This is a genomic window from Kovacikia sp. CALU 1929, from assembly GCF_056784235.1.
In genome coordinates this window covers 1-13577 of sequence record NZ_JBXBCF010000101.1, presented here as the reverse complement: position 1 = coordinate 13577, position 13577 = coordinate 1, and the positions used below count along the sequence as shown (strand labels likewise).

General features: G+C 52.4%; 15 protein-coding genes. 10 read left to right on the top strand and 5 right to left on the bottom strand.

Annotated elements, in window-relative coordinates:
- The first annotated feature begins 155 nt into the window (after positions 1-155).
- The gene (locus AC1S52_RS28865) at positions 156-896 is read left to right on the top strand and encodes an SIMPL domain-containing protein (protein WP_482032506.1); all 741 of its coding nucleotides are present in this window, start codon (positions 156-158) and stop codon (positions 894-896) included.
- Positions 897-1286: 390 nt separating this feature from the next.
- Entirely contained in the window at positions 1287-2945 is a 1659-nt protein-coding gene (locus tag AC1S52_RS28860) for an alpha-amylase family glycosyl hydrolase (RefSeq protein ID WP_482032505.1), read from the top strand.
- 86 nt (positions 2946-3031) lie between these two features.
- Here AC1S52_RS28860 and AC1S52_RS28855 read toward each other — a convergent pair whose 3' ends face one another.
- Positions 3032-4237, bottom strand: a complete 1206-nt coding sequence (locus tag AC1S52_RS28855; protein WP_482032504.1) for a clostripain-related cysteine peptidase — start codon at positions 4235-4237, stop codon at positions 3032-3034.
- A gap of 96 nt (positions 4238-4333) precedes the next feature.
- On the opposite strand from AC1S52_RS28855, the gene rpsO reads away from it, so the two are divergent.
- From rpsO to AC1S52_RS28835, 4 genes are all read left to right on the top strand, one after another.
- On the top strand, positions 4334-4603 hold the full coding sequence (gene rpsO / locus AC1S52_RS28850) for a 30S ribosomal protein S15 (protein WP_482032503.1): 270 nt from the start codon (positions 4334-4336) through the stop codon (positions 4601-4603).
- A gap of 14 nt (positions 4604-4617) precedes the next feature.
- Entirely contained in the window at positions 4618-5148 is a 531-nt protein-coding gene (locus AC1S52_RS28845) for a photosystem II biosynthesis protein (protein ID WP_482032502.1), read from the top strand.
- Positions 5149-5245: 97 nt separating this feature from the next.
- Positions 5246-6307: a 3-deoxy-7-phosphoheptulonate synthase gene (gene aroF, locus AC1S52_RS28840; protein ID WP_482032501.1), complete on the top strand. Its 1062-nt coding sequence runs from the start codon at positions 5246-5248 to the stop codon at positions 6305-6307.
- A gap of 253 nt (positions 6308-6560) precedes the next feature.
- Positions 6561-6839, top strand: coding sequence for a hypothetical protein (locus AC1S52_RS28835; protein WP_482032500.1), 279 nt, complete (start codon positions 6561-6563; stop codon positions 6837-6839).
- Positions 6840-6944: 105 nt separating this feature from the next.
- Here AC1S52_RS28835 and AC1S52_RS28830 read toward each other — a convergent pair whose 3' ends face one another.
- Both AC1S52_RS28830 and AC1S52_RS28825 read right to left on the bottom strand, forming a co-directional pair.
- On the bottom strand, positions 6945-7454 hold the full coding sequence (locus tag AC1S52_RS28830) for a DUF4330 domain-containing protein (RefSeq protein WP_482032499.1): 510 nt from the start codon (positions 7452-7454) through the stop codon (positions 6945-6947).
- A gap of 153 nt (positions 7455-7607) precedes the next feature.
- The gene (locus AC1S52_RS28825) at positions 7608-7958 is read right to left on the bottom strand and encodes an STAS domain-containing protein (RefSeq protein ID WP_482032498.1); all 351 of its coding nucleotides are present in this window, start codon (positions 7956-7958) and stop codon (positions 7608-7610) included.
- A 271-nt stretch (positions 7959-8229) separates the two neighbouring features.
- On the opposite strand from AC1S52_RS28825, the gene AC1S52_RS28820 reads away from it, so the two are divergent.
- Both AC1S52_RS28820 and AC1S52_RS28815 read left to right on the top strand, forming a co-directional pair.
- Positions 8230-9324, top strand: a complete 1095-nt coding sequence (locus tag AC1S52_RS28820; RefSeq protein ID WP_482032497.1) for an ABC transporter ATP-binding protein — start codon at positions 8230-8232, stop codon at positions 9322-9324.
- A 362-nt stretch (positions 9325-9686) separates the two neighbouring features.
- Complete coding sequence (locus AC1S52_RS28815) at positions 9687-10400, top strand: DUF928 domain-containing protein (protein ID WP_482032496.1); 714 nt, start codon at positions 9687-9689, stop codon at positions 10398-10400.
- Between the two features lie 189 nt (positions 10401-10589).
- Here AC1S52_RS28815 and AC1S52_RS28810 read toward each other — a convergent pair whose 3' ends face one another.
- Positions 10590-11099 (bottom strand): DUF6101 family protein, encoded by a 510-nt coding sequence (locus tag AC1S52_RS28810; RefSeq protein WP_482032495.1) that lies wholly within the window; start codon positions 11097-11099, stop codon positions 10590-10592.
- A gap of 254 nt (positions 11100-11353) precedes the next feature.
- Between AC1S52_RS28810 and AC1S52_RS28805 the strand changes: the two genes are divergently transcribed.
- Complete coding sequence (locus tag AC1S52_RS28805) at positions 11354-12187, top strand: 3'(2'),5'-bisphosphate nucleotidase CysQ (protein WP_482032494.1); 834 nt, start codon at positions 11354-11356, stop codon at positions 12185-12187.
- A gap of 31 nt (positions 12188-12218) precedes the next feature.
- A complete protein-coding gene (locus AC1S52_RS28800; RefSeq protein WP_482032493.1) occupies positions 12219-12461 on the top strand; it encodes a DUF4170 domain-containing protein in 243 nt (80 codons plus the stop codon).
- Positions 12462-12470: 9 nt separating this feature from the next.
- Here AC1S52_RS28800 and AC1S52_RS28795 read toward each other — a convergent pair whose 3' ends face one another.
- The gene (locus tag AC1S52_RS28795; protein ID WP_482032492.1) at positions 12471-13361 is read right to left on the bottom strand and encodes a LysR family transcriptional regulator; all 891 of its coding nucleotides are present in this window, start codon (positions 13359-13361) and stop codon (positions 12471-12473) included.
- Positions 13362-13577 lie beyond the last annotated feature (216 nt).

Here is a 13577-nt window from a genome sequence, read left to right as displayed (position 1 = left end):
AAGGCTTGAGGTTTAAGTTTTGAATTTTGAGTTTTGCAGCTTACTGGCAATGCTGGAGTTTCTAAATTTGTAACCAGTGGCATGATTAGTTGCTTTCGATGACACATTAGGGATACTCAAGTTAAACAAGCAATTTTGTGGGGAGGATTTTGATCATGGTCTCAACTAGTCTAATCAGAAAACAATCCGGCTGGAGCCGTCTGAAAACGCTGGCAGTGAGTACGGGAATGCTGAGTTTGATGTTCGCTCATCCGGTTCTGGCTCAGGAGAGGCTGAAGAACACGCTAACAGTCACCGGACGGGGAACTGAGATGGTAGCCACAACCCTGGCTCAAGTGCGCTTGGGCGTTGAAGCGCAGGGGAAAACAGCGAATGAAGTGCAACAGGAAGTTGCCCGTAGATCCAATTCAGTGGTGACTCTGCTCAAGTCACGCAATGTGGAGCGGCTGGAAACAACGGGTATTAATCTCAGTCCGACCTACCGTTACGACAGCGGCACCCAGACCCTCACCGGATACACAGGCAGTAATATTGTCAGTTTTCGGGTTGTTACAGAGAAAGCGGGAGTCTTGCTGGATGAAGCCGTCAAGGCAGGAGCCAGCCGAATTGATGGAGTTAGTTTTGTCGCTTCAGATGCAGCGATCGCGTCTGCCCAAAAAATTGCCCTCCGCTCAGCTACCCAGGATGCCCAGGCACAGGCAGACGCTGTTCTCAATAGTCTCGGTCTAACCCGTAAAGAAGTCGTTAACATTCAAATTAATCAAGCCTTTGTTCCACCCCCGCGTCCGGTGTTCTCAGCCCAGGCGGCTGATCTAGCAGTGGCAAAAGCCCCTACCCCGGTAATTGGCGGCGACCAGCAAGTAGAAGCTTCTGTCACCCTCCAAATCAGTTATTAACGCGATGTGCGACTTTTATAGAACGCCTGCAAAGACTGCCCTTACCCTAGTCCTCTCCCGAAGGGCGAGAGAACCAGAAATGTCCGAAAGCCCTTATCCCCAAGGAGAAGGTTTGGGATGAGGGCACATTAGTTGCATATCGCCTTATTAAGGAATGGAAATTTACAGTTGGTTCCTCTTGCATAAGCCGTAAGTCAGGTGCAATCAAGTTTAGTGGTGGGTTTCCTTGCCTCACCCCAACCTGCACAGGTCTTATTCTCCCTCCCTATTCTCCCTCCCTAAGCCGCTCCATTTTCTCAAAAACTCTCCCGTCAGTAAGATGCTTTGACCAAATAAAAAAGTGGAAAATGCAGCCATCAATTCCTCGTTTAACGACGTTCAGGGAGTTATATGGCAAGTCCTATTGAGTTTAAGTTATTTGCTCCTTACAACGAAGGCGCAGCCCTGATTGGGGACTTCTCCAAGTGGGAGGATATTCCCATGAAAAAGGATAAAGAAGGGTTTTTCCGGGTAACGGTTGATCTGGAAGACGGCGACTACCAGTACAAGTTTCGAGTGCAGTCGAAGAGCTGGTTTTTTGAGCCAGATGAGTGGGTGTCGGTTACGGATCCTTACGCAACCGATATTGACGGCAATAGCTCCGATGAAAATGGTATTGTTCGGATCGAAAATGGGCGCAGGATTGTTGATAACTATCTCTGGCTGCACGATGACAAGCCCCTCCCGCCCGATCATGCATTAGTTATTTATGAGCTTCACGTTGCCGATTTCTCTGGCGGTGAGGATGACCCCAAACCTAGAGGAAGGTATATCCATGTGATTGAGAAATTGGATTACCTGTGTGAATTGGGAATTAACGCGATCGAATTGATGCCAGTTAAAGAGTATCCCGGTAGCTATAGCTGGGGATATAACCCACGGCATTTCTTTGCTACCGAAACCAGCTACGGAACAACGGCGGAACTGAAGCAATTGATTGATGAATGTCATGCTCGTGGGATTCGCGTCTTCATGGATGGGATCTATAACCACTCAGAAGCTTCCTCGCCGCTGACTCAAATTGACCACGATTACTGGTATCACCATGAGCCGCGTGACCCCGACAACAACTGGGGACCCGAATTTAACTATGAACACTACGATGAAAACCTGGACTCCTATCCCGCCCGCCGGTTTGTCGGGGATATCGTCCGTTACTGGGTTGAAGAATTTCACATCGATGGCATTCGCTACGATGCAGCCCGACAAATTGCCAACTACGATTTCATGCACTGGATTGTCGAAGAAGCAAAGCGAACAGCGGACAGCAAACCGTTTTACAACATTGCGGAATACATTCCTGAAACCACCAGCATTACCAATGTGGATGGTCCTATGGATGGGTGCTGGCACGATAGTTTTTACCACTGCGTCCTGGCGCACATTACTGGCGAAACCTTTGATCTAGAGCCGTTGAAGGATGTCCTGGATGCCAAACGACAGGGCTTTATGGGCATTACTAATGTGGTTAATTACCTGACCAACCATGACCATAACCATGTCATGGCAGAATTGGGCGATCGCGGCATTTTAGGAGAAGCCGCTTTCCGCCGCCGCAAACTCGGTGCTGCCTTGGTGATGACCGCAATGGGCGTTCCTCTGCTGTGGATGGGTGAAGAATTTGGTGAATACAAATATAAAACTCCCGAGCAGGCAAAAATTGACTGGAAACTCCTGGCAGGAGAGGAAAACCGCAGCCTGTTTGATTACTACAAGGGGTTAATCCACCTGCGTAAAACCAATCCTGCTCTGCATACCGAGAACATCGAGTTCTTCCACGAAAATCCAGAGGCTCACGTTCTGGCATACACCCGCTGGAATGACGAAGGCTCACGGGTCGTTGTTGCCGCCAACTTCTCAGACAACTTCCTGGCAGGTTATACCATCCCCAACTTCCCGGCTAACGGCACCTGGCACGAGTGGACAGCGGACTTCGACATCGAATCCAGCAACGATAGCCTGATGATCGATCTGGGTGAGTGGGAGGCAAAGGTGTTTGTCTGGCAGTGAAGTAAGTAGGAATAAGGACTGAGAAGTGAGGGGGGAGGGGTATTTTCTGCTGTCTATAGCCCACCCCTCATTTCCGAGCAAGCGGGTCAATTGATAAACATGCCTTTGTACAGGCTAACTAAATCCACTTTCCGATACAAGCCTAGGTAACTATAGCGAACAATTTCTTGCTCTTTCTCTGGAAGATACAAACCTAAACCACATAGTTTTTCTGCATTGACCTGCTCAAGGGGGCGGAGACCATAAAGTTCCCCCCCGGTTTTGTAATGCACGATGACCGATGATCGTAGAAAATTAGCAAATTTAGTCAGCTCATCTTGACCTAGACGGCTGATTCCTCTGGAAAGATAGCTGAGCAGGTTAAGCAGATCGCAATGCTCCTCATCAAAATAACTATAGGTTGAGAGTTCTGGATAATTGTAGGTTGAGTGTGCTAGTTGGGTGAGTACGGACAACTGATTACCCAGAATAGGCTGAAGCACCTGAGAGAGTTTTTCTGGAATGCGTTTAACTGCCTGGTTATCTACCAGAGTGAGGGTGTGATACATCTCAGCCCGCTCAGAATCCATAATGGCGATCGCGGCTTCCCGTCCACCAACCGATGGCTCTCGCAGGCGATCGAGGAACCCTTCGTAATAGTAATTAGGTGCCCCAAGAGTCTGTTGAGAAGCAAGGGTATACCGGGCACAATTTCTAGCTTCGTATACAACTTCGAGCGTAGCTTTATTACAGTTTTGAAAGAAAAGTAGCTCAACCCGTCCCCTAGTAGCCTGGTTCAAGCGGCTAACCACCTGAGCAAACTGATCAACCCCCATCCAGGTTCTTGTTTGCCAATCCTTCCCGTGATCATCGGGACTAATTTCGTTAATCTTGCCACCATGACCGACAACAATCACCGCCCAGCGTTCTGCTTCCAATGTTTGATACGCCCAATCAAGATACGCTGAGAAAGCAGATACATCACTACTGTCTTCTCCACTCACCTCGAACTCCCGTATCTGTCCATTAAGAAGCTGGCGACGGCGCATTTTCGTATCGCCCCAATAGTCTGATTGAACGATCACCGTGGTTTCAGGGTTACGAGTGCCACGGGTGAGCATTTCTACAATTGGCTCACCAAACCGAGCCAGGTCGTTGTCATAGGGCATCCAGTACAGAACTACCCACCTATAACGTGACTTAGCTGGAGCAGATCGGGAGGGGCGTTTAGCAACTCTAAAGTCCATACCCGCAAGCCCAGCCAGACTAGCTGAACCGAGTACAATACGGTGGAAAAACCTTCTTCGTTTCATGGTGGCGAAACTCTCACTCCTAACGTTTCCAACTCCCTTTTCCCTGTGGTAAGATTGTAGACTGCTAACAAAATTTACCGACATACCAAACGACTCATGGCTCTGCTGCAACAGCGCAAACAAGAACTTATCTCCGAGTACCAGATCCACGAAACCGATACCGGATCGGCTGATGTCCAGGTGGCAATGCTCACCGAGCGAATTCAGCGTTTGAGTGAACACCTCCGCTCTAATAAAAAAGATCATGCCTCCCGTCATGGTCTACTGAAGATGATTGGAATGCGAAAGCGGCTTCTGGCATATATTCAAAAGCAAGATAAAGATCGCTATCGGGCGTTAATTACCCGTTTAGGCATTCGCGGTTAAGGAGCTTCAGGCGTATGGCAGCAAAGTCCCCAAAGGATCTAAAGGGCAACGGCAAAGCCGCTGCCAACGATTTGTCTGAGAAACGGCTACCTTTTGAGCCAGCCCAAAACCGCAAAAAGCCTGCCAAAAAGGTCGCTCCCGCACCCGTTGTTAAAACGGATACCAAAACTGATGCCAGGGCAAAAGATGCATCGTCTGACAAGTCGGCTAGCAAACAGGCGGCTGCCATTCCAGAAGTGATTAGCCGCCGTATGGCTCGTCGAATGGCGTTTTTCTGTGGCATCCCGACTTCTCTGGGAATGCTGACATTGATTGTAAGTTACGTGGTCATTACTCAGCACTGGTACAAGCTCCCCAATGTAGCGGTGTTGTTAGTTAATCTGGCTTTTTTTGGTTTAGGGGTTCTGGGTCTGAGCTACGGGGCGCTGTCCGCTTCCTGGGATGAAGACCGCCTTGGTTCCTGGTTTGGGTTGAGTGAGTTCAAAGTGAACTTTGCTCGTTTGACGGATTCCTGGCGTTCTGGCAAGCAAAAGACGGACTCTTGAGTCACCTCAAATCCTGACGGCTGATAGTTAAACTGTTAACTAACCCCGCCCATGCAGATTTAGTCCACCCTCCTAATAATTAACAGGACAATCAACCATGATCGTAGTTATGAAGGTCGGTTCTCCAGAGGATGAAGTCAGCCGCCTTACAGAGGAATTTACGGCTTGGGGGCTGGTTCCTGAGAAGATTATTGGCAGGCATAAGGTGGTCATTGGGCTGGTGGGCGAAACGGCTGAAATGGATCCGCTGCAAATTCAGGAAGTTAGTCCCTGGATTGAAATGGTGCTGCGGGTTGAAAAACCCTATAAGCGTGCCAGCCGTGAATACCGGCATGGGGAAGCCAGCCAAGTAACGGTTTCCACACCCAATGGCGCGGTGAGTTTTGGGGAACATCATCCGCTGGTGGTGGTGGCTGGTCCCTGCTCGGTTGAAAATGAAGAAATGATTGTTGAAACGGCGCGGCGGGTCAAAACAGCCGGAGCTAGTTTTCTGCGGGGCGGCGCATTCAAGCCTCGTACTTCGCCCTATGCGTTTCAAGGACATGGTGAAAGTGCGTTGGGTTTGCTGGCAAAAGCCAGAGAAGCCACCGGACTGGGCATTGTTACGGAACTGATGGATGCGTCAGACTTGGAACCATTGGCGGAAGTTGCCGATATCATCCAAATTGGTGCCCGCAATATGCAGAACTTTTCCCTGCTGAAGAAGGTAGGTGCCCAGGATAAACCGATTCTGCTGAAACGCGGGATGTCGGCAACGATTGAGGAGTGGTTAATGGCGGCAGAGTATGTGCTGGCAGCCGGAAATCCGAATGTGATTTTGTGTGAGCGGGGTATCCGGACCTTTGACAGCAAGTATGCCCGCAATACCTTAGACCTGGCAGCCATTCCAGTGGTGCGATCGCTCACCCATCTACCGATCATGATTGACCCCAGTCATGGCACGGGCAAGTGGGAGTATGTACCCTCCATGGCAATGGCTTCCATCGCCGCTGGAGCCGATTCCCTCATGATTGAGGTCCACCCCAACCCGAAGAAGGCGTTGTCTGATGGACCCCAATCCCTGACTCCAGAGCGCTTCGATTCCCTGATGCCGGAACTGGCAGTGATTGGCAAAGCCGTTGGGCGCTGGGCAGAAAAATCTGCGATCGCTACAGTGTAATTGTCATGACAGATTGGTAGTCCTTTTTTGTAAAGGGATGACCTATCCCCCCAACGAAGCTTGGACTTGGAATGAGTTGATTGACCCCAAGCTTGAAGCTGCGGAGTGGGCGCTGAGTCCTGCTAAGAAATGAGAATTTAATAAGATGGAATTTTTCGCGGAGGGACTTAGCACTGCTAAGCCCGTACCACCAAGAAATAGTTCAGGCTATTTAATCCATGTTCTTAAGGGAGAAGTTAGATTTGAGATTCCTGTGGAGGGGTACAATGCGGAACCTTTGAACGGCGTGACGGACTACTGCCTCTACCGTTCCAATGGTGAAGTGATTGCGATCGTGTCGTGGGAAAAACAGAACCGCGCTCCATGGGTGGCACAGCAGCAGGCACTACATTATGTGATGGAAATAGCAAAGCATCAGAGTTTTCAACAACGAGAAGCCTATCGACAGGCAGAACACCTGTTTCAAACTGACCTGCATCGCGCCTTTCAGGAAGAACTTCAAGTGGGTTCAATTGCCAGCCAGACTGCCTGAGTAAAGTTGGTATTTTGCATCTAACCACAGCACGAAGAAAATATTCGGCTAAGCGATCACCTCGAAGCCTTCATTCCAACTCATCCTGCTAATCAGCACCACCGGTTACTCTTTTATCCTGATATTGAGTATGCTCAGGTCAGTAAAATTATAGATATAGCCTTCTAGCTCAATTCTGGTACCTATTTTAATCTTGTTGTTGCTTAATACTGGACCATCTTTGGTAATTTGGGCATTGCCTGCCAGGGTGACAATGTAATCCTTTGTAAGTCCAGCTTCAGGACGGGGATCGGGAAGCGGTTTCACCGAACCATCAGGCTGGGGAACTGAAACGTTTCTGGGTAGTTCTTCCACCTTAAGGATTTTGACATCCCCAAAGGGTTGGTTGCGGATAATAATGTTCGTCTTGTCTCCCGGCTTTAAAAGCGTATCGGAAACAACGCTTCTGACCACCACATCTACCTCAACAGGTTTGGTATTGCTACCAACCTGGGCAATACCCGTAGTACTGGGAAGAAGCACACCAATGATGACCAACAAAATAACCAGTACAGCACCAATATCCAGGATGCTGACTTTGCCCAGGAAGCGACCTTTAGAATCCACAATTGCCATGAAACTTAGCCCCGACAGCCTCAACAAAATATAGATGGCTCAAACCTCACCTTTGCAGGCGCGATCGGTTTGAGCGATCCAGTGCCAGACTATCATAGTACTCTCAAGGTTGCCTTAAACAATGGTAGTCGTCGCTAAATAGGTGAACTACCGTTATTGCACCATCACAGCCATGTTTTTCTTCACTACATGGGTGTAAAACTCTTCTCGGTTGGAGTAAATTTCAAGAATTCTGTCCATATCGGAAATGTCGAACAAGCTGCGTGCCTGATCCTTGGGCGAACACAGGTACAGTCTTCCACCAGCTAACTTAATCTTGGTGTGCATAGAAACCAGTGTCCCTAAGCCGGAACTGTCGATAAAATCTAAGTTCTGCAAATCAACCAGGACAGTTTTGACATTTGCCTCCAGGCATTCCTTAAACTCTTGCATAACCTGGGGTGAGCTTGCAATGGTGAGTACCCCGGTAGGCTGAATGACTCTATAGTGGTCAGTGGTGGACATATTTGGCAACCCTAATCAGTATCTAGTGGCTCGTCTGGTTATCTTTAATACCTTACTTTGAGGATAAAAATTTTTAGGAACATTGGTCAATCTTTAACTCAAGCTCTTTATGGGAATCTAAAGATTGAGTCCTCTACGTGAAACTACACCCAAGAAGGTTTGACGATTGGCGAAATGGAGTTACCTTTTCTTTCAGTATTTTTCCTGATGATAGGTTGCTAATCAGGGCAACCCCTACCGCAATTCCACTTGAGTAGAGTTGATAGATTAAATGGCAAGCGTCCAACTGCGGGAAATTACACGGCGATTTGAAGGGGTAACTGCGATCGCTGATATTACCTTTGAGGTTCCCGATGGGGAGTTCTGGGTATTGGTAGGACCGTCTGGCTGTGGCAAATCTACAATTCTAAGGACGATCGCCGGATTGGACGCCGCCACTTCTGGGGACTTGTACATTGGCGATCGCCTGGTCAACCAGATACCCGCTCGCCAACGTGATGTGGCGATGGTATTTCAGAACTATGCCCTTTACCCCCATATGAGCGTGGCTGAGAACCTGGCTTTCGGGCTTCAGATGCGTAGGGCAGATCCAAAAACAATCCGAACACGAATTGAAACCGTTGCCCGGATGCTGGAGATTGAACATCTGCTAGAGCGCAAACCCCGTCAACTATCCGGGGGGCAGCAGCAACGGGTGGCACTGGGGCGGGCGATCGCCCGTCAGCCGCAGGTGTTTTTGCTGGATGAACCCCTCTCTAACCTGGATGCCCAACTACGAGATGATACCCGCGCCGAACTGAAGCAACTTCATCAACAGGTGGGAATTACAACCATTTACGTTACCCATGATCAGGTTGAAGCGATGACCCTGGCAGACCAAATTGTGGTGCTGAATCAGGGACGGATTCAGCAGATTGGTGAACCTCAGAAAATTTACAGTCATCCAGCAAACCGCATGGTTGCCACCTTTTTGGGCAATCCACCAATGAACATTTTGCAGTCAGTCTACGATGGAACTTTATTTCAGGTAAATGGACAGAGCCTTCCTTGTCCAGAGGCGATTCAAACAAAGTTTCAGCCCAGCCCTGGTCAGCATTTTGACCTGGGGATTCGCCCAGAGCATGTCCAGATTCGTTCAGAAGCTTGCCATCTGAATGCTGAAGTGAGTGTGGTGGAACCTCTGGGGAGAGAAACGCTGATTCGGGTAGTGGTGCCCACCCAGGGAAATTTCAGACCGCAAGTTTTAAATCTTCAAACAGAAGCAGGGCAACCAGTTCAGGTGGGCGATCGCCTGCCCCTCTGGCTCGACCCGGAGCATTTGTTTGTGTTTGATCCTGCAACGGGTAACACCCTGTATCCCACTTGAGGTGAGGTAGCAAGTTCACTACCGATATGGATTTGGACAATACCTGAAAGAGATCCGCTGATGCAATCCAGATTTTTTCTTTGAAGATTTCCGGATGGCGGTGCTTTCTCTCGTAAAGATTTTATGAAGTCTTCAGGCTAAGGCATTCATCATCCACCCATTCTGGAACGAATGCCTGCTATTTACAGACCAGATCTTTAGCCGTCGGTGGTTTTTCCACCTGATGCCTCTGGTTTTCTGTCATTCATTTCTGGTGGCTGCCAATCTGCATCTTTAGCAGACTGCGGCATACCAGATGAGGCTTCAAGCTTTGACCTGTTGCTGATTCGGTTGCTGTGATTGAATTCTTGGAAGCAAAACGCATGTATCAGACGAAGACTTGTCAAGCCTTTACGCTATTCTGTACTGCCTTCATTGCCGGTTCTTCCTGGCTAGGTGCATCCCCCTCTGCTCTGGCAGATCTGCCCGCATCTAAGGCACTTGCCAAACCACCCACTTCCGGTAAGCCTGGAGGTCTTTCCCCAGGAGGCTCTCGCCCACCAGACTGTTTGGGAAAAAACAATTTGTATTCATTGGCTCCCCGTGATGGCGGGACTGCAACTAAGCATCCCACGATCCTGGTCTACGTCCCACCAACCGATGCTGTTGAAGGAAGATTTGTGCTTAAGGACGAGAGCAATCAGCCTGTTTATACAACTCAATTTGCTTTGAAAGGCAATGCCATCAACGCAGTGGCGTTGCCGACTAAGGCTTTTGCTGGTTTAGAGACTGGCAAACGCTATGAATGGATTTTCTCGGTCACCTGTGATGCAGAGGCTTTAGATAAAAGCCCTTCCTTTAAGGGTTGGATTACCAGGGGAGAACTGAATTCTGCGACCGTGGATCATCTCGCCCAGGTTCCCCCCCTGGGACGAATTGCCCTTTATCAGCAGGAGGGACTGTGGTATGACGGTTTGGGGATGGTGGCAGAACTGAGACGCTCTCAGCCCAATGACCGGAATCTAATTGCCCTCTGGACTGAGCTACTGAAATCGGCGGGACTGGATGAGAAGATCATTACCGCTCCCTTGTTTTAGATAGAATACCAATTTAAATTGAGTAGAAGGCAAATGATTTAGACTGAGAAGTAGTGTTTCAGACTCAGCCAATGGTGGGTGGAGGGGACATCGAGTTCCGGCGCGGTTCAAAATGGCAAAAAAGCAAAAAACCCGGCCGCACCACGGGCCGGGTCTTTTGAGCCTTTGGAGGGCGTAAGGGGTGGCGGGTCAGGCCGTTTCGGTGCCGGGCTTGCGGCGGTTGAGAAAGCGCGGGCGGCGGTTGGCTTCGGCGGTGAGGCGCCGGCGGCCGGTCTTGGCGCCGACCATGACGCCATCAACCTGCTGGGAGTAGGGCAGGTACTCGCCATCGCCCGAGCGGATGAACAGCGGCAGGCGCAGCTTCTTGCCCCAGTTCTGCCATTCGGCGACGACGTTGTGGTTCCCGATCTCTTCGAAGACGCGATAGTTCAGTTCGCCGTCTTCGTGGACCAGTTCGATGGAGGAGCGCAGCACGCCATCTTCGGAGATGGTCGTTGCGACGGCGACGCCGATGAACTCATCGACGGGCACCTTGATCTTGACCGCCACGCCGCTCTTTTCGAGCTGCTTGCGCACGGTGACGGTCCGGACCGGATCGGGCGCGGCATTGTCGTTTGCCACGGCGACCGGCTCGGAAAAGGCCGGGCGGGCAAAAGCCAGAATGGTTGCGCCGCCTTCGATCTCAAAGCCACGAGCCATGATTGAACTACCTTCCTGTCAACAACCGAGAGCTGTTTTTTCGCCCTCTTGATGGGGGCAATTTAGCGCGGGTCCTTGCCGCTGCGCTTAACGGGATCGGTTAAGTTTGCGTTGTTTTGGCAGAGGGTTAGCGGGGTGTGACCGGGTATCACGACTGATTAAGCGTGATTTGCAGCATGCGTTTAACCGTTGCGTTGCCTTGTCACGGTCCGGCCATACTTGCGGGGGGCATGGGGGGAGCCTAGAAGCGGGCAATGGATGCCCGCCTTCACCAGTATCATCAGGACCTTGAGCTCTTGCGCAGTGCCGCCGTGACGGCCGGCATCATCGCCGCCGGCTATTTCAGGCGCACCTTGAAGACGTGGGAAAAGGCGGGCAACTCGCCGGTGTCGGAAGCCGACATCGTGCTCGATAATTTCCTGCGCGGCACCCTGACGGCGGCGCGGCCGGACTATGGCTGGCTGAGCGAGGAAACGCTCGACGATCCGGCGCGCCTTCAGGCCAAGCGATTGTTCATCGTCGATCCGATCGATGGAACGCGCGGATTCATCAGGGGCGAGGACTCCTGGACGGTGTGCATCGCGGTTGTCGAGAACGGTCGGCCGGTGGCCGGCGTCGTCTATGCGCCGGCGCGCAACGAGATGTATGCGGCAAGCCTCGGGGGCGGGGCGAGCTTCAACGGGGAAGCGCTGGTCATGCCGCAACTGGCCGACGAAGCGCCGCTGATACCGGCGCCGGGCGCGGTGCATGCCGAACTCGAGGCGCTCGGCTTTGCCTGCCGCAAGGGGCCACACTACACCTCGCTCGCCTATCGGCTGACGCAGGTGGCGCGCGGCAAGTTCGGCGGAGTGGCGGTGCGTCGCGGATCGATGGACTGGGATGTGGCCGCAGCTTCGCTGATCCTCGAGGAAGCCGGTGGTTCGTTCGAGGACGTGTGCGCTGGGACCGTCATTTTCAACAGACCCGACCTGCACCACGGTGCGCTTGCGGCCTTTGCGCACCCGCGCCTAAAACCCTATCTGCAAGCCGCCCTGATCAAGGTGTACGGATGCCCGGCCGATCAAACCGAGGCGCGCGCGGCACCGTAGCAGCGGCGAACGAGAACCATCGAGGATCACAATGACCGAAGCACCGGAAAAGCAACTGCTGCACCTCGTCATCGGCGGCGAATTGAGCGACCTGCACGGGGTGACCTTCGCCAATCTCAACGAGGTCGACATCGTCGGCATCTATCCGAATTATGCCTCGGCGCATGCGGTGTGGCGCCAGAAGGCGCAGCAGACGGTCGACAGCGCGCAGACGCGCTATTTCATCGTCCACCTGCACCGCCTGCTCGACCCGGAAAACCCGACATCTCCTTGAAGTGGCGGCCTATTCGGCCGCCTGCAGGTGCGGCGTGCGCGAGTCGAGGTTGCCCATGCTCGACACGATGTGCGTGGCGAGCGCGTCGTAGATCCCGCCAAAGGCATGGCTGCCGCGCATCAGGGCGATCTGGGCGTCGTTGAGCCGCGGCAGGCCGAAATCGTCGGGCACGATGCGCATGCCCGGCTGCAGCGCGCTTTCGGGCAGGAAGCCGACGGCGAGGTCGGACAGCACGGCGCTGGAAATGGCCGTCGCATTGGATGACGTATAGGCGATGCGATAATCGCGGCTGGCGCGGTTGAGGCTTTCGACGGCCTCATGGCGCCAGATGCAGCCGCCCGGCCCGCAGGCAAGCGGCAGCGGGTCGCTGGCGAGCGCCTGCCCGCCATGCGAGGCGACCCAGTGCATGCGCTCGGTGCGAAAGAGCTCGCCGAAATTCTGGTTCGTTCCCTGCGTGAAGACGATCAGGTCGAACCTGCCCGCGCGCATGCCTTCGAGCAATTGCTCGGACGCCATGCAGGAGACGTCGACGACGATGCGCGGATGGGTGCGCTGGAAGCTTGACAGGATCACCGGCAACAGGCGCACGGCATAATCGTCGGGCACGCCGAAGCGGATGGTGCCGGACAGATCGCCCTTCGAGAAATGGTCTAGGATTTCGGCGTTGGTGCGCAGCATGCGTAGCGCGCGGGTATAAAGCGCCTCGCCCTGGGTGGTGAGGGCGACCGAGCGCCCGTCGCGCGTAAGCAGGATCTGCCCCAGACGCTCTTCGAGCCGCTTGATCTGCATGGACACGGCCGACTGCGTCTTGTTCACGCGCCGGGCTGCCTCGGTGAAGCTGCCGCAATCGGCGATGGCACAGAAACTGCGCAATTGGTCGAGATCGAGCGGGGCGGACATTGTGGCGGGTCCATAACGAAGTTTGATCGATATGATGAAATCTATTTGTTGGACTGATGGCTGTCCAGCCCGTTATCACGATCCTGTCAGGCAAGCCCTGATGCCCTGAGCCGCTCCCTCCCCCGAGCGGACAGGTCTGAGCAAAAAAATCGGAGTGATGAGAATGGCCTACTTGCTCTCGAGCGAGCGGCCCGCTGCGGCCGCCATGCCCACGCG